We start from the raw sequence: 13,851 nt of genomic DNA on the forward strand, positions 1-13,851 counted from the left end.
GATGCGCCCGCTCATACGCGCGCGCAGGCCGTTTCCACCCATTCCGCCACGCCCTCCAGCGTGTGGAAATCCTCCACCGACCGCGCCTGCAGCTGCGGATGCAGCTCGCGCGCGAGACGGCTCAATGCACTGCCGGGGCCCAGTTCCAGGAACACCCGCGCACCGCGTTCAACGGCCTGCTGCATCACCGCCTGCCACTGCACCGTCTGGGCGATCTGGCGCGCCAGCGTGTCGCGGACCTGGTCCGGCGTGGCCACGCGGCGGCCGTCGATGCCGGCCAGCAGCGGCAGGCGCGGTGCCTGCAACGGGGCGGCGGCCAGCCGTCCCCCGAATCCGGTGGCGGCCGCGGCCAGCAGCGGGGTATGCGCTGGCACGTGCACCGGCAACACCACGCAGCGAGCGCCGCGTTGTTCGGCATATGCCTGCACCGCCAGCAGATCGGCGTGCAGGCCGCCCAGCACCACGTGGTCGTCACCGTTGACGATGGCGATGGACACGCCGTACTCAGCACACAGCGCTTCGATGCCGCCGCGTTCCAGCCCCAGCACCGCCAGCAGGCCGGCGTCGGCGGGACTGGCCGCATCCATGCAGGCGGCGCGGTGCACCGCCAGCTGCAGGCAGGTGGCTGCGTCGTAGCTGCCGGCTACGGCATGCGCGGCCAGTTCGCCAGCACTGTAGCCGGCAACGACGGCGGGTACCGGCAGGCGTGCTTTCAGCGCCAGCCAGTGGGTGAGTGCGCCGGCGCAGACCAGCGGTTGGGCGATGGCGTTGTCGAAGCGGCTGGGGCGGCTCGCAGCGTCGATGGGCGCATCGCCCAGCAGCGCCGCCGCCGCAGCCAGCAAGGCGCAGGCATCCGGGTCCGCCTGCACGCGGCGGAACATGTCCGGGTGCTGGCCGCCCTGGCCGGGGCACAGGATGGCCAGGCTCATGCGGCCTCCTGCTGCAGCAGGAACAGCGCGCAGGCCAGCAGGTCGGCGCTGCCGCCCGGGCTCAGGCGGCGCTGTTCGAAGGCGTTGCAGATGCGTGCCATGTGCGCGGATGCGTCGGCTGCGCGCACGCCGCCAGCGGCGAGGAAGCCGCGCGCCTGCGCCTGTGCGAAGGCCAGGCCTTCGGCCCCGCCACGATGCAGCAGGTTGAGATCATCGGTGACCGCGACCAGCTGCATCAGTGTCTGCAGCAGGGCGGCCTCGCGCGGCAGCCCATCGGCCAGCGCGGCGCGCAGCACCGGTACGGCGACCTCGCGCAGCAGCGGGAAGCCGGCGGCAGCCTGTTCGCGCACCCCCGGTACCGCGTGGCGGGCACGGGCACGCTGCCCGGGGCTGGTGGCATCCAGTGGCGCCTGCAGCAGGGCGTGGCGCCACTGTCGCACGCCGTCGCACACCGCATCGGCCGAGCGGGCAGGGCAAGCTTCGGCGCGCAGCCGCGCGGCCGACGCAACCAGCAGGCCGAGGCTGAAGATCGCGCCGCGATGCGTATTGACGTTGCCGGTGGCGGACAGCATGCCGCGCTCGGCCTGGATGCCGAGCTGGCGCAGCGGCGCGAAGTCGGCGCAGGTGGCCGCCTGCGCGGCGATCGCGGTGAAGTAACCGCGCAACGCGAACAGGCTGCGCAGGAAGGTGCCGGCATCCATGTCCTGGTGGCTGCCACGGCTGAACGGAGTCACCAGTCCGGGCTTGGGACTGCAGGCCAGTTCGGCATGCAGCGCGGCGATCGCAAGGCGGCCGAGCGGACGCGCACGCGGCAGGACCGGCGCGGCCGAACGCGGGCGGGCCAGCGCGCTCATGCGGGCAGCTCCTCGCCGGCAAGGCATTCACGCGCTGCCAGCCAGCAGGCAGCATCGCCCTTGACCAATACCCGCGTGGCGTCGCCAGCGTACTCGCGCCAGTTCACGGCGTGCGCCGCATCGAACACCAGTTCGCCGTCGGCACGCAGCCCGTGCAGCGCTTCCCAGTCCTGCAGCAGGCGGCAGACCTGCGTTGCCTGGCCGGCTCCATCGACCTGCCAGAGCAGGTCCAGGTCCGAACCGGCATGCAGGTAGTCCAGGCCGGTGATCGCCTGCCAGGCATGGCTGCCGAATACGCGCGCGGACAGGTCCTGCGCCGTGCAGCGCTGCTGCAGCGCCTGCAGGGCAGGGCGCCACGGCGCGGACAGCGCATCGATCACCTCGGTCAACCGCGGCGGTGGCGCGTGCCGGATGACCGCCGCGCGATCAATCCGCAGTGACAGCCGTTGCCGCCCCTCATCCAGTGGCAACGGCACGCCGAGCCGCAGCTGCGCGCCGTCCACGACCGGGTCACGCCGTGCCACCACCAGCGGCAGGCGCGCCTGCACCCACGCACGCAGGCGCGGTTCGGCATGCGGGCTGAGCGTGGTCCACGCCGCCTGCGCGTCGATCCACACCAGGTCGTGGCGATGCATCGCTCAGGCCTCGCCTGCGGCCACGGCGCGGGCGACGGCGTGCGCCAGCAGGCGGCCGCCACGTTCAAGCCCGCGCTCGCGGCGCAGGTCGAGCCGTTGCGGTTCGGCCAGCGCGGCGGCCAGCGCGGCGGCAAGATCGCCCTCCCAGACCGCCTCCACCGCGCCCATGCGCACGTAGTTGTCCACGCCCGGTGCGAATACCGGCGAGCTCTCGCTCAGTGCCTGCAGCTTTTCCAGCGGTTGCTTGGTGACACGCGCCATCGCGCGCAGGTCCATCACCCGCACCTGCGCCTCGGGCAGGGCGAAGATGCGGTCGGCCATCAGGCCGAAGGACAGGAAGCCGCCGCTGACCGATTCACCGTAGACCAGGCTGACCAGCGCGGCGCCGCGCCGGCGCGCCAGCTCCAGGCTGCGTGCCAGGTGGGCGAAGCAGCCGTTGATGCCCAGCAGTTCATCGCGCCGGGCCAGCCGCTGGCCGGCGGTATCGACCAGCATCACGATCGGGCGCGTGGGATGGGCGCGGGTACTGGCCAGCACGCAGGCCGACAACGCCAGCGCATGGTCCACGCCGACCTCCAGCTTGTTGGCCGTGCCGATCACCGTCACCTCGCCGCTGGCGGTGGTGGCCGTACCGGTGAGCACGTCGTCGTTGCGTTGGATGTGGTGACCGGCGGGAAACAGCGCCGGCAACAGCTGATCAAGCGTCATGGCAAGCTCCGCGCGGCGACCGCGTCGAGGAAGGCGGCGGTATCCAGCAGCGGCAGCCCGGCGGGATCGGCGATGCCCTGGCGGGCCCAGATTTCCAGGCCGTCACGGCAGTCGCCGTAGGCCGCGATGCGTGCTTCCAGCTGCTGTTGCGCCTGCTCCAGCGCCGCCAGTGGATCCTGGTCTGGATCGCAGGCCGCGATCGCGGCGACCGCGGCATCGGCGAAGGCCTGCATGCGGTCGGCGACCAGTGTGGCCGCTTCGCCGATCAGGAAGCGGTGCTTGCCACCGGTCACCCGCCACACCAGCGCGCGATCGCGCGAGTCGAACTCTTCCACGCCGCGCACGGTTTCGATGACTTCCGGACCAGACAGCGACAAGCGGCCTTCTTCGGACATCAGCACGGCCGAGCAGCAGCGGGCGACGATGCCCATGCCGCCGAATGCCCCATTGCCGCTGCCCACCAGCGCGATGACCGGCACGCCCTCGGCACGCGCAGCGAGGACCGCGCGCATGATTTCGGAGATCGCGATCAGCCCGGCATTGGCCTCGTGCAGGCGCACCCCACCGCTGTCCAGCAGCAACAGCACGGCCTCCGGGCGCAGCTCACGGGCACGTTCCAGCAGGCCGGTCAGCTTGGCGCCATGCACCTCGCCGACACCGCCGCCCATGAAGGCCCCCTGCTGCGCAGCGACCAGCACCTCGCGCCCCTGCAGCCGACCGGCACCGACCACGATGCCATCGTCGAACGCGCCGGGCACGTCCAGCTGCGCCAGGTGCGGGCTGATGGTACGGCGGCGCGGACCGAAGAACTCGCTGAAGCTGCCGGCATCCAGCAGCCCTTCGATGCGCTCGCGCGCATCGGCTTCGTAATAACTGCGCTGGTTCATGCGTCACTCCCGCGTTCGGCAAGGGTTTCCAGCGCCTGCTGCAGGCGCAGGCTGACCACGGCCGGCGTGGCGCCGGCATCGTTCAACGACAGGCGGACATCGCGCAGCGGATGGCGGGCGGCGAAATCGGCCAGTACCGCCTGCCAGACCTCGCCGAAACCGCGCGCGGAGGTGATCACCTCGATCTCCATCGCGCCGTCCAGTGCGGCCGGCTCGACCAGTACTTCCAGGTTGCCGGAGGCGACCACGCCGACCAGCGCATGCAGCTCGGCGCTGCCAAGCGCCTGGGTGCCGGGAAAACGATAACGAAGGGTTTCCATGGAGAGTGTCCCTTACCAGTTGCGGAAACGTTTGGGCGGGTCGTACAGGCCGCCGGACCAGTGCACCAGGTCCTTCACCGAGCGCGCGGCCAACAGGTCGCGGCTGGCATCGCGGCTGCGCACGCCAAGGTCTTCGGCGCGGCGGATCACCCCGCGGTCGCGCAGGTTTTCCACCATCGCCTTGTCGCGGGCCATGCCGACGGCGGTGTAGCCGGCGACCCCGCGGATCGCCTGTTCGCGCTCTTCCGGCGTACGGCACAGCAGCAGGTTGGCGATGCCTTCTTCGGTGAGGATGTGGGTGACATCGTCGCCATAGATCATCACCGGCGGCAGCGGCATGTTCGCCCGCTCGGCCAGTTCCCAGGCATCCAGCCGCTCGACGAACGCGGGCGCCATGTGTTCGCGGAAGGTTTCCACCATCTGCACCACCAGCTTGCGGCCGCGCGGCATCTGGCCGGGCAGGGCGGCCTGCCCGCCGGCCTTCAGCCAGGCCGGGCTGGCATGCCGGCGGCCGCGGGCGTCGGAACCCATGTTGGGCGCGCCGCCGAAACCGGCGATCCGGTCGCGGGTTGCGGTGGAGCTGTTGCCCTGCAGGTCGATCTGCAGGGTGGAGCCGATGAACATGTCGCAGGCGTACAAGCCGGCGGTCTGCGAGAACGCGCGGTTGGAGCGCATGCTGCCGTCGGCGCCGGTGAAGAACACATCCGGTCGGGCCTGGATGTACTTCTCCATGCCCAGTTCGGAACCGAACGAATGCACGGATTTGACGAAACCGGACTCGATCGCCGGGATCAACGCGGGATGCGGGTTGAGTGCCCAGTGGCTGCCGATCTTGCCTTTCAGCCCCAGCGATTCGGCATAGGTGGGCAGCAGCAGTTCGATGGCGGCGGTATCGAAGCCGATGCCGTGGTTGAGGCGCTGCACACCGTATTCGGCGTAGATGCCCTTGATCGCCATCATCGCCATCAGCACCTGGATCTCGGATATCTGTGCCGGATCGCGGGTGAACAGCGGTTCGATGTAATTGGGGCGTGGCGCCAGGGTCACGAAATCGACCCAGTCGGCCGGGATGTCGACGCGGGGGAGGGTGTCGACGATCTCGTTGACCTGGGCGATGACGATGCCACCACGGAACGCGGTGGCCTCCACGATCACCGGGGTGTCTTCGGTATTGGGACCGGTGTAGAGGTTGCCGTGGCGGTCGGCGGCCTGCGCGGCCACCAGCGCGATCTTCGGGGTGAGGTCGACGAAATAGCGGCCGAACAGTTCCAGGTAGGTGTGGATGGCACCGATGTCGATGCGGCCTTCGGCCACCAGCCCGGCCAGCCGTCCGCCCTGCGGACCGGAGAAGGAAAAGTCCAGGCGCTTGGCGATGCCGCGCTCGAACACATCCAGGTGCGAGGGCAGCGACAGCACCGACTGCACCATGTGCAGGTCGCGCACCCGCTCCGGATTGACCTGGGCCAGCGATTCGGCGAGGAAATCGGCCTGCTTCTGGTTGTTGCCTTCCAGGCAGACCCGGTCGCCTGGTTCGATGACGGCCTCGAACAGGTCGATCACGCGGGCATGCGGCACCTCGCGCTGCAGTCCGGCTTCGGTGGCCCGCTGCAGGCGTTGCTGGCGCTGTTGCTCAAGGGTGTTCCAGACACGGGCCATGCCACTGACCTTTGTAATTACGGAGTAATTACGACGCTATCACCGGATCCGGAGCGCTGCAAGCGCGAGTGCAGCAGAAGCGGCAGCACCCGCAATCCAGTGCGGATGCGTATCATCCGTATCTTTGGCCCGCTGCCGGAGTCCTGCTTGACCTCTCTTCGCCCGATCAGCCCGATGGGCCGCGTGTTTGCGTGGACCGCTTTCTTCGAAGCCCTTACCTGGGCTGGCCTGCTGCTGGGCATGTGGCTGAAATACGGCCCACAGACCACCGAGTCGGTGGTCTGGCTGTTCGGTCGCCTGCACGGGGTGGTGTTCATGGCGTACGTGGCGGTGACCGTCGTCGCGGCACTGCGCCTGCGCTGGCCGTGGTGGGCGACCCTGCTGGCGCTGTTGGCGGCCGTGCCGCCGCTGGTCACCCTGCCGCTGGAATGGTGGTTCCGCCGCCGCGGATTGTTGTCGGTGCAGCGCTGACGCGCCGCCGCTCAGCGCACCGCGCGCGCCGCGATACCCACCAGCAGCAGGGCAATGGCCACCAGCACGAAGGCGACCACCAGGCTGCTCCGGTGGGCCACCAGGCCGACCAGTGCCGGACCGGCCAGTACGCCGGCATAACCCAGCGTGGTGACCGCAGGAATGGCCAGGCTTTCAGGCATCGCCTTCTGGTTGCCGGCCAGGGTGAACAGCACCGGGACGACGTTGGCACAGCCCAGGCCCACCAGCGCGTAGCCGATCAGCGCCAGCGGCAGCACGCTGGCAAAGGTGGCCAGCAGCAGGCCAGCGGCCGCCACCGCGCCGCCGATCAGCACCGCACGCTGCTGGCCCAGCCACGCGACCATCCGGTCACCGAACAGCCGGGTCAGCGTCATCGCCACGGAAAACACCAGGAAGCCAAGCCCGGCGCGGCCCGCCGGCACGCCCTGCACCTGGTTGAGGAACACCGCGCTCCAGTCCAGCATCACGCCCTCGCCGAGGAAGGCGACAAAGCACAGCAGGCCGATCAACAGCACGATCCCGCGTGGGATGGCGAACATCGGCGCATCGCCTGCGGCGCGCTCATCGCGCCAGTGTGGCGCGGCCACCAGCACCACCATGGCCATCGCCGCCAGCAGCAGGCAGGCGCCCACCCACGGTGCTACGCCGAGCGCGAGCAGGCCGGTCATCGCCGCCGCACCGACCGCCCCGCCGATGCTGTAGAAGGCATGGAATCCGGACATCATCGGGCGCCGGGCATCGCGCTCGACCATCACCGCCTGCAGGTTCATGACGCAGTCGCAGGCGCCGATGCCTGCCCCGAACACGAACAGGGCCAGCGCCAGGCTGATCGCCGACGGTGCGATGGCAAGCAGCGGCAGGGTCAGGCCCGCCATCAGCAGGGTCACCAGCATCACCACGCGGCAGCCGAAGCGGGCCGCCAGCGCGCCGGCCACCGGCATCGCCAGCAGCGAGCCGGCGCCCAGGCACAGCAGGGTCAGGCCGAGGCCGCCTTCGTCCAGGCCGGTGCGTGCCTTGGCGAAGGGAACCAGCGGAGCCCAGGCCGCGATGGCGAAGCCGGGAAGGAAGAACACGGCGCGCGTGGCGTGCTGCTGCCGCGCGGCAACGGGGAAGGAGGCTGCAGACATAGGTAGGCCCGGTCGGGGAATCAGGAGGAGGGGGCGGCGCTGACGATCACGTCCAGCCCCTGCAGGCGCAACGCATCGACCAGCGCGGCGGGCGCATCGGCTTCGACCAGCAGCAGGTCCAGCTGCGCGCGCGAGGCGATCCGATGGCTGGCGACCGCACCGAGTTTTTCATTGCTGGCCACCACCACCACGCGATCGGCGCAGCGCACCAGCGCACGCTTGAAGGCCGCTTCCTCGCCGTCCACCGCCCAGGCGGTGCCCTCGCGATCGATCGCGCAGGTGCCGGCGAAGCAGACATCCACGTGCAGGCCGGCGAGGCTTTCCATGGCCTGGCTGCCGAGCACCGCGCCGGAGCGCCGGTCCACGCGGCCGCCGATCAGGCTGACCTCGATGCCCTCGCGCGCCATCAACAGCAGCGCGATGTCCGGTGCATTGGTGACCACCTGTAACTGCAGGTCACGCGGCAGCACTGCGGCAATGGCGCTGTTGGTCGATCCGGCATCCAGTGCGATGACCTCACCGTGGCGGACCAGGCCGGCCGCCTGCAGGGCGAGTGCGTGCTTGCGCGGCAGGTCCTGCTGCTGGCGCTCGGCCAGCGGCGGGAAGGTCGGGGTGAGGGGCAATGCGCCGCCGTGCACGCGCCGGCACAGGCCGCGCTGGGCCAGGTCGCGCAGATCGCGGCGGATGGAATCCTCGGACACGCCGAACTGCAGCGCCAACGGTGAAGCAAGCACCCGGCCGTGTTCGCGCAGCAACTGCAGGATGGCCTGCTGGCGCTCGCCGGGCAGGGTGTCGGCAGTGTTCATCGCGGTGCCTGCGCGGCAACCGGCAGGCCCAGCGCATGCAGCGACGCGCGCAGGCTGTCGGCGTTGCGGAACAGCAGCGAAGGAATCCCCTGTCCCATTGCTGCCTGTACGTTGGCCGCGGCGTCATCGATGAACAGCGTGGCCGATGGCTCGACGCCGAAACGCTGGAGCGCGCGTTCGAAGATGCGGGGGTCCGGCTTGGCCAGGCCTTCCTCGCCGGACACCAGGATATCGTCGAAGGCGGACAGGAAGCCGAAGCGTTCGCGCGCGATCGGGAAGGTCTGCGCCGACCAGTTGGTCAGCGCATACAGCGCAACGCCCGCGGCCTTCAGCTCGGCCAGCAGGGCGACCGTACCGTGCAGCGCATCGCCCAGCGTTTCCTGCCAGCGCAGCCAGTAGGCGGCGATCAGCTCGCGTTGGTGCGGATGCTCGGCCGCCAGTTCGTCGACCGCCTGTTCCCAGCTGCGCCCCGCATCCTGCGCAGCATTCCACTGCGGGCTGCAGACGTGTTCGAGGAAGTGCTCCATCTGCGCGGCATCGTCGAACAGAGTGCGGTACAGATAGCGCGGGTTCCAGTCGATCAGCACGCCGCCGAGGTCGAAGATCAGCGAGGACGGCGGCGCGGAAGGCAGCAGGGCGCGGGGCGGCGATGAGGGCATGGGCGGGCACAGGGTCGGGGCAGGGCGCCATGCTAGCGCATCCGTGCAGGTTCGTGCACGCCCGTGCAGGGCCGTGCATACGTATGCATTGTGCTGCTGCACAGCCGGCTGCCTCGGCCGGCGCGCGATCGCCCGCGCTCGCGGCCGCACGGGTGCCTCCTCAATCGGCAGGCAACCGAAATGGAATGCTGCATGCTGCACAGCGCTGCAGCCCGGCATCGCAACGCGCGCGAAAGTCATCCCATCACGACGGCGCGGACGGTACGCTGGAGCCCATGATGGCGATGGGAAGTGGACGGATGGACAACGCATGCCGGTAGGACGGGTAAGTGCAATGATTGATGGGGACGCCCCCGCGCTCGGCGACAGCTTTGGCCGTCGCTTCCCGTATCTGCGCCTGTCGCTCACCGAAGCCTGCAATTTCAGTTGCAGCTACTGCCTGCCCGATGGCTACCAGGGGGAGGCCGGTCCGCGCTTCCTCGGCGTCGCGGAGATCCAGCGGCTGGTGCGTGGCTTTGCGGCCCTGGGGATGCACAAGATCCGCCTGACCGGTGGCGAGCCCAGCCTGCGCAAGGACCTGGAACAGATCATCGAAGCGGTCGCCGCCGTGCCGGGCATCCGCAAGGTGGCCATCACCACCAATGGCACGTTGCTGCCACGCCGGTTGCCCGGCTGGCATCGTGCCGGCCTGACCGCGTTGAACGTCAGCATGGACAGCCTGCAGCGCGATCGCTTCCATGCTTTGACCGGCCATGACCGGCAGCCGGAGATCCTGCAGGGCCTGCAGATGGCCCAGGCACTGGGCATCGCGTCGGTGAAACTCAACGCGGTACTGCTGCGTGGCGTGAATGACGACGAACTGCCGCAGTGGATGGAGTTCCTGCGCGAGCGGCCGGTCAGCGTGCGCTTCATTGAACTGATGCGCACCGGCGACAACGAGGCCTACTTCCTGCAGCACCACCGGCGCGCGGACGAGGTCATCACCCAGTTGCTGGAGGCCGGCTGGAGCGAGCGCCCGCGGTATCCCGATGCGGGGCCGGCGCGCGAGTTCGGCCATCCGGGCCACCGTGGCACGGTTGGCATCATCGCCCCGTATGCCCGTGACTTCTGCAGCAGCTGCAACCGCCTGCGGGTGACCGCACGCGGTGACCTGCGGCTGTGCCTGTTCGGTGAGTTCGGCGTGCCACTGCGCCCGCTGCTGCAGTCCGACGACGATTTCGATGCCCTGCTGGCCCGCATCACGACCCAGCTCGGGTTGAAGGCGGCCGGCCACGGCTTGCACCAGGGCCAGACCGGGCTGATCCCGCACCTGGCCTCCATTGGAGGATGAAACACAGCATGAGCGGTGAGATGAGCGCGGCCTTCCACATGGCCGATGTGCGTGACAAACGGATCACCCGACGTCGCGCGGTGGCGGTCGGCGAACTGCTGGCAGGTCCGCTGGCGTACCCGATGATCGTCGAGCGCCGCCTGCCCAAGGGCGATGCGCTGGTGATGGCGGAGATCGCCGGGCTGCAGGGCGCCAAGATGGCCTCCGCGCTGATGCCGCTGTGCCACCCGCTGCCGCTGGAACTGGTGCGCGTGCACTGTGCGCCGGTGCCCGCACGGCACGCCATCCGCGTGTGGTGCGAGTGTGCCAGCGAGGCCCGCACCGGGGTGGAGATGGAGGCCCTGGCCGGGGTCAACGCCGCGCTGCTGACCCTCTATGACCTGACCAAACCGGTCGAACCGGCGCTGGAGATCGGTGGCATGCGGCTGCTGTTCAAAGAAGGTGGCAAGCGCGGGGTATGGATCCATCCGCAGGGCATGGATGCGCAGGAAGCCGAACGCTTCGCCCCGCGTGCGCCGTTGCAGTTGGAGGGCGCGCGAAGTGCGGTGCTGACCCTGAGTGATCGGGCCAGTGATGGCCGCTACGAGGATCGTTCCGGACCGGTACTGGTGGAGGGCCTGCAGGCGCTGGGTGCGCAGGTCCTGCACGCGGAGCTGCTGGCCGATGGCATCGAACCGCTGGCCTCGCGCCTGCGCGCGCTGGCGGCGGAGGGCGTGCAGCTGTGCCTGTGCACCGGCGGCACCGGACTGGGGCCGCGTGACCTGACCCCGGAAGCGCTGCAATCGCTGGGTGGCCGGCGGGTCGATGGGCTGGCGCAGATGCTGCGCGCGCTCAGTGCCCAGCACACGCCGATGGCCTGGCTCAGCCGCGCCGAAGTGGTGCAGCTGGACGGCATGCTGGTGTTCGCGCTGCCGGGCAACCCGCGCGCCGCCACGCAATGCCTGGAGATGCTGGCGCCATTGCTGGGCCATGCACTGGCGATGGTGACCGGCAGGGGGCACGCGTGATCGCCTATGCCGAGGCACTTCGCATCGTGATGGAGGCGGCAGCATTGCTGCCGGACGAGGCGGTCGCGCTGGACCAGGCGTGCGGTCGTACGCTGTCCGCGCCGGTCTACAGCCCGCAGTGCGTTCCTCCGTTCGACAATTCGGCGATGGATGGCTTTGCGCTGCGCCTTGATGGATCCACGGCCACGGTCGGCAGCGAATTCGACGTAGCAGGGTGGCAGGCCGCGGGGGATGCGGCGAGCGTGGCGGGCAACGGCGCCTGGGAAATCATGACCGGGGCACGCCTTCCCGATGGACTGGACAGCGTGGTGCCGGTGGAGCAGGTGGAGATCCTGTGCAGCGAAGGGGGACGCCCGCTTCGCATCCGTCTGCGCGCCAACGTGGCACCGCAGCAGTTCGTGCGCCTGCGCGGGCAGGATGTGCAGTCCGGCGAGCAGGTGCTGGCCGAAGGTGAGTGCCTGGACCTCAATGCGCTGAGCCTGCTGCACGCCATCGGCGCAGGACAGGTGAGGGTCCGGGTGCGTCCGCGCGCGGCCGTCATCGCCACCGGCAAGGAGCTGGTCAGCCAGGCAGGGCAGGCCCTGCAGTCCGGACAGATCCGTGACAGCAGCCGACCCGCGCTGATTGCCCGGCTGCAACTGGCGGGTGCGCAGGTGGTTGCCGATGCGCTGGTGGGTGACGACGCAGCCGCCTTCGATCAGGCGATGGACCAGGCGCTTGCCGGCGGCGCACACGTGCTGGTGAGTACCGGCGCGGTGTCTGCCGGCCGCTACGATTTCATTCCCGCTGCGCTGCAGGCGCGCGGGGCGCAGATCCTGTTCCACAAAGTGGCGATCCGTCCGGGCAAGCCGGTGTTGTTCGCGCGACTGCCCTGCGGTGCGCTGTATTTCGGCCTGCCGGGCAACCCGGTATCGACCGCGGTCGGCCAGCGCTTCTTCGTGGAGCCGCTGTTGCGCGGCATGCTCGGCCTGCCTGCGGAGATCGCGCTGCGCCTGCCCCTGCTGGCCGCCGCGGACAAGCCGGAAGGCCTGCGCTTCCACGCGCGTGCTCGGGTGGAGGTTGATGCCAGCGGGCAGCTGGGCGTGCGCGTGTTGGCCGGGCAGGAGTCATTCCGCCTGAAGTCTTCATTGCAGGCCAATGCGTGGGCGGTACTGGATGAAGCGGGTAGCCATGCCCCGGCGGGAACCCAGGTGCAGGTGATGGGCTGGGGCCATGCAACGCCCCTGCAGGTGAATCGACAGGAGCAGGCATGAGGCAGGTGACGGTGCAGTTGTTCGGCGCGTTTTCCGAACTGGATCCCACGCGCGAAATCGCGGTGGAGGTGGCCGGCGGCCAGGTAGCGGATCTGCGTGCGGCATTGAAGGCGCTGCTGCCGCTGCGCTGGCCCGCGTTCCGCGCTGGATTGCTGGACTATTCGGCGTTCTCCGACCAGCAGCAGGTGCTGCGCGATGATGACGCGCTGCCCGATGACGGGCGCGTGGCGATCCTGCCGCCGGTGAGTGGAGGATGAGCATGCCAGAGCAGGACCAGTGGATGATCGTCGAACGCGCCAGCGCGGCCATCGATGCGGCCGAGGCGATCGCGTTCGTGTCCGATCCCGGCTTCGGCGGTATCGATGTATTCATCGGCAAAGTGCGCGACCTCAATCACGGGCGCCCGGTACAGGGCATCACCTACGACCTGTTCGACCCGTTGGTGATGGCCGAGTTCGAACGACTGGTCGCTGAAGTGCGCGCGCAGTTCGGGCCGCGGGTGAAACTCTACGTGGCGCATGCCAAGGGGCGCCTGGCGGTCGGCGATACGGCGGTGGTGGTGGCCGCCGGAACGCCGCACCGCGACGAGGCCTTCAAGGCCTGCCGCGCGCTGATCGAAGCGGTCAAGCATCGCAGCCCGATCTGGAAGCAGGAGCACTACCTGGACGGCGACAGCGTCTGGAGCGAAGGTTGTTCGCTGTGCCACGCCGACGATGGGGCCCGCCCCGCACCGCCGCCCCCGGTACCCTGAAAGAGACCCATCCGATGAAATCCCTGATTGCCACGTTCCTGCTGCTCGTCGCGGCGCCGCTGGCGGGTGCCGCAGAGTTGACCGTATCGGCGGCCTCGAGCCTGACCGAAAGCTTCCGCGAGATCGCCAGCGCCTACCAGAAGGCGCATCCCGGCACCCGGGTCGACCTGAACTTCGCCGCCTCCCTGGTCCATGGTGGCCTCATCGGCCGACGCAAGGACGTCCACCGGCGCCCCGCGCGCGATCTGCTGCAGCAGGACGCCGGAGGCGGCGAAGTTCAGGTCGACCCGGGTGCCGGGATGCGCCTTCTGGTAGGCGCTGGCGATCTCGCGGAAGCTTTCGGTCAGGCTCGAGGCCGCCGATACGGTCAACTCTGCGGCACCCGCCAGCGGCGCCGCGACGAGCAGCAGGAACGTGGCAATCAGGGATTTCATCGG

The 13,851-nt window shown here is 69.7% G+C and carries 16 protein-coding genes and 2 pseudogenes; 7 read left to right on the forward strand and 11 right to left on the reverse strand.

Features of this window, described 5'->3' with window-relative positions; genetic code table 11:
* Window positions 1-11 precede the first annotated feature (11 nt).
* From mdcH to mdcA, 7 genes are read right to left on the reverse strand one after another with little or no spacing between them, the layout of a single operon-like run.
* A complete protein-coding gene (mdcH, locus tag ABB28_RS00865) occupies window positions 12-929 on the reverse strand; it encodes a malonate decarboxylase subunit epsilon (protein WP_057506815.1) in 918 nt (305 codons plus the stop codon).
* Window positions 926-1,783: a triphosphoribosyl-dephospho-CoA synthase MdcB gene (mdcB, locus tag ABB28_RS00870; RefSeq protein ID WP_057506816.1), complete on the reverse strand. Its 858-nt coding sequence runs from the start codon at window positions 1,781-1,783 to the stop codon at window positions 926-928. Before mdcB ends, mdcH begins: the two co-directional genes overlap by 4 nt.
* Window positions 1,780-2,418, reverse strand: coding sequence for a malonate decarboxylase holo-[acyl-carrier-protein] synthase (mdcG, locus tag ABB28_RS00875; RefSeq protein ID WP_057506817.1), 639 nt, complete (start codon window positions 2,416-2,418; stop codon window positions 1,780-1,782). Before mdcG ends, mdcB begins: the two co-directional genes overlap by 4 nt.
* 3 nt (window positions 2,419-2,421) lie before the next feature.
* Window positions 2,422-3,126 carry a biotin-independent malonate decarboxylase subunit gamma gene (mdcE, locus tag ABB28_RS00880; protein ID WP_057506818.1) on the reverse strand — a complete coding sequence of 235 codons (705 nt, stop codon included), beginning with the start codon at window positions 3,124-3,126 and terminating at the stop codon, window positions 2,422-2,424.
* Complete coding sequence (locus ABB28_RS00885; RefSeq protein WP_057506819.1) at window positions 3,123-4,013, reverse strand: biotin-independent malonate decarboxylase subunit beta; 891 nt, start codon at window positions 4,011-4,013, stop codon at window positions 3,123-3,125. Before ABB28_RS00885 ends, mdcE begins: the two co-directional genes overlap by 4 nt.
* Complete coding sequence (gene mdcC / locus ABB28_RS00890) at window positions 4,010-4,333, reverse strand: malonate decarboxylase acyl carrier protein (RefSeq protein WP_057506820.1); 324 nt, start codon at window positions 4,331-4,333, stop codon at window positions 4,010-4,012. The genes ABB28_RS00885 and mdcC overlap by 4 nt, the downstream gene beginning before the upstream one ends.
* Before the next feature lie 12 nt (window positions 4,334-4,345).
* Window positions 4,346-5,989 carry a malonate decarboxylase subunit alpha gene (gene mdcA, locus ABB28_RS00895; RefSeq protein WP_057506821.1) on the reverse strand — a complete coding sequence of 548 codons (1,644 nt, stop codon included), beginning with the start codon at window positions 5,987-5,989 and terminating at the stop codon, window positions 4,346-4,348.
* A 174-nt stretch (window positions 5,990-6,163) separates the two neighbouring features.
* On the opposite strand from mdcA, the gene ABB28_RS00900 reads away from it, so the two are divergent.
* Window positions 6,164-6,460 carry a DUF3817 domain-containing protein gene (locus tag ABB28_RS00900; protein ID WP_223181708.1) on the forward strand — a complete coding sequence of 99 codons (297 nt, stop codon included), beginning with the start codon at window positions 6,164-6,166 and terminating at the stop codon, window positions 6,458-6,460.
* 11 nt (window positions 6,461-6,471) lie between these two features.
* On the opposite strand, the gene ABB28_RS00905 is transcribed toward ABB28_RS00900, so the two are convergent.
* The 3 genes from ABB28_RS00905 to ABB28_RS00915 are packed head-to-tail and all read right to left on the reverse strand — an operon-like array spanning window position 6,472 to window position 9,073.
* Complete coding sequence (locus ABB28_RS00905) at window positions 6,472-7,608, reverse strand: MFS transporter (protein ID WP_057506823.1); 1,137 nt, start codon at window positions 7,606-7,608, stop codon at window positions 6,472-6,474.
* A gap of 20 nt (window positions 7,609-7,628) precedes the next feature.
* A complete protein-coding gene (locus ABB28_RS00910; RefSeq protein ID WP_057506824.1) occupies window positions 7,629-8,414 on the reverse strand; it encodes a DeoR/GlpR family DNA-binding transcription regulator in 786 nt (261 codons plus the stop codon).
* Window positions 8,411-9,073: an HAD family hydrolase gene (locus ABB28_RS00915; RefSeq protein WP_057506825.1), complete on the reverse strand. Its 663-nt coding sequence runs from the start codon at window positions 9,071-9,073 to the stop codon at window positions 8,411-8,413. The genes ABB28_RS00910 and ABB28_RS00915 overlap by 4 nt, the downstream gene beginning before the upstream one ends.
* 334 nt (window positions 9,074-9,407) lie before the next feature.
* Between ABB28_RS00915 and moaA the strand changes: the two genes are divergently transcribed.
* From moaA to ABB28_RS17600, 6 genes and pseudogenes are all read left to right on the forward strand, one after another.
* The gene (moaA, locus tag ABB28_RS00920) at window positions 9,408-10,403 is read left to right on the forward strand and encodes a GTP 3',8-cyclase MoaA (protein ID WP_057506826.1); all 996 of its coding nucleotides are present in this window, start codon (window positions 9,408-9,410) and stop codon (window positions 10,401-10,403) included.
* Between the two features lie 8 nt (window positions 10,404-10,411).
* A complete protein-coding gene (gene moaCB / locus ABB28_RS00925) occupies window positions 10,412-11,410 on the forward strand; it encodes a bifunctional molybdenum cofactor biosynthesis protein MoaC/MoaB (protein ID WP_057506827.1) in 999 nt (332 codons plus the stop codon).
* The gene (locus ABB28_RS00930) at window positions 11,407-12,663 is read left to right on the forward strand and encodes a molybdopterin molybdotransferase MoeA (protein ID WP_057506828.1); all 1,257 of its coding nucleotides are present in this window, start codon (window positions 11,407-11,409) and stop codon (window positions 12,661-12,663) included. The genes moaCB and ABB28_RS00930 overlap by 4 nt, the downstream gene beginning before the upstream one ends.
* Entirely contained in the window at window positions 12,660-12,920 is a 261-nt protein-coding gene (locus tag ABB28_RS00935; protein WP_057506829.1) for a MoaD/ThiS family protein, read from the forward strand. The genes ABB28_RS00930 and ABB28_RS00935 overlap by 4 nt, the downstream gene beginning before the upstream one ends.
* Window positions 12,921-12,922: 2 nt before the next feature.
* Window positions 12,923-13,414: a molybdenum cofactor biosynthesis protein MoaE gene (locus ABB28_RS00940; RefSeq protein WP_057506830.1), complete on the forward strand. Its 492-nt coding sequence runs from the start codon at window positions 12,923-12,925 to the stop codon at window positions 13,412-13,414.
* 14 nt (window positions 13,415-13,428) lie between these two features.
* Window positions 13,429-13,599 (forward strand): annotated as a pseudogene (locus tag ABB28_RS17600) (molybdate ABC transporter substrate-binding protein); the annotation flags it as partial.
* Between the two features lie 60 nt (window positions 13,600-13,659).
* Here ABB28_RS17600 and ABB28_RS17605 read toward each other — a convergent pair.
* A pseudogene (locus tag ABB28_RS17605) lies at window positions 13,660-13,848 on the reverse strand (molybdate ABC transporter substrate-binding protein); the annotation flags it as partial.
* Between the last annotated feature and the right edge of the window lie 3 nt (window positions 13,849-13,851).

The sequence above is a fragment of the Stenotrophomonas chelatiphaga genome (assembly GCF_001431535.1).
GTDB classification, from domain to species: domain Bacteria; phylum Pseudomonadota; class Gammaproteobacteria; order Xanthomonadales; family Xanthomonadaceae; genus Stenotrophomonas; species Stenotrophomonas chelatiphaga.

Bases quoted from the DNA above. Each gene is read 5' to 3' on its own strand.
- mdcH (WP_057506815.1), bottom strand. From the start codon at position 929: ATGAGCCTGGCCATCCTGTGCCCCGGCCAGGGCGGCCAGCACCCGGAC.
- mdcB (WP_057506816.1), bottom strand. From the start codon at position 1,783: ATGAGCGCGCTGGCCCGCCCGCGTTCGGCCGCGCCGGTCCTGCCGCGT.
- mdcG (WP_057506817.1), bottom strand. From the start codon at position 2,418: ATGCATCGCCACGACCTGGTGTGGATCGACGCGCAGGCGGCGTGGACC.
- mdcE (WP_057506818.1), bottom strand. From the start codon at position 3,126: ATGACGCTTGATCAGCTGTTGCCGGCGCTGTTTCCCGCCGGTCACCAC.
- ABB28_RS00885 (WP_057506819.1), bottom strand. From the start codon at position 4,013: ATGAACCAGCGCAGTTATTACGAAGCCGATGCGCGCGAGCGCATCGAA.
- mdcC (WP_057506820.1), bottom strand. From the start codon at position 4,333: ATGGAAACCCTTCGTTATCGTTTTCCCGGCACCCAGGCGCTTGGCAGC.
- mdcA (WP_057506821.1), bottom strand. From the start codon at position 5,989: ATGGCCCGTGTCTGGAACACCCTTGAGCAACAGCGCCAGCAACGCCTG.
- ABB28_RS00900 (WP_223181708.1), top strand. From the start codon at position 6,164: ATGGGCCGCGTGTTTGCGTGGACCGCTTTCTTCGAAGCCCTTACCTGG.
- ABB28_RS00905 (WP_057506823.1), bottom strand. From the start codon at position 7,608: ATGTCTGCAGCCTCCTTCCCCGTTGCCGCGCGGCAGCAGCACGCCACG.
- ABB28_RS00910 (WP_057506824.1), bottom strand. From the start codon at position 8,414: ATGAACACTGCCGACACCCTGCCCGGCGAGCGCCAGCAGGCCATCCTG.
- ABB28_RS00915 (WP_057506825.1), bottom strand. From the start codon at position 9,073: ATGCCCTCATCGCCGCCCCGCGCCCTGCTGCCTTCCGCGCCGCCGTCC.
- moaA (WP_057506826.1), top strand. From the start codon at position 9,408: ATGATTGATGGGGACGCCCCCGCGCTCGGCGACAGCTTTGGCCGTCGC.
- moaCB (WP_057506827.1), top strand. From the start codon at position 10,412: ATGAGCGGTGAGATGAGCGCGGCCTTCCACATGGCCGATGTGCGTGAC.
- ABB28_RS00935 (WP_057506829.1), top strand. From the start codon at position 12,660: ATGAGGCAGGTGACGGTGCAGTTGTTCGGCGCGTTTTCCGAACTGGAT.
- ABB28_RS00940 (WP_057506830.1), top strand. From the start codon at position 12,923: ATGCCAGAGCAGGACCAGTGGATGATCGTCGAACGCGCCAGCGCGGCC.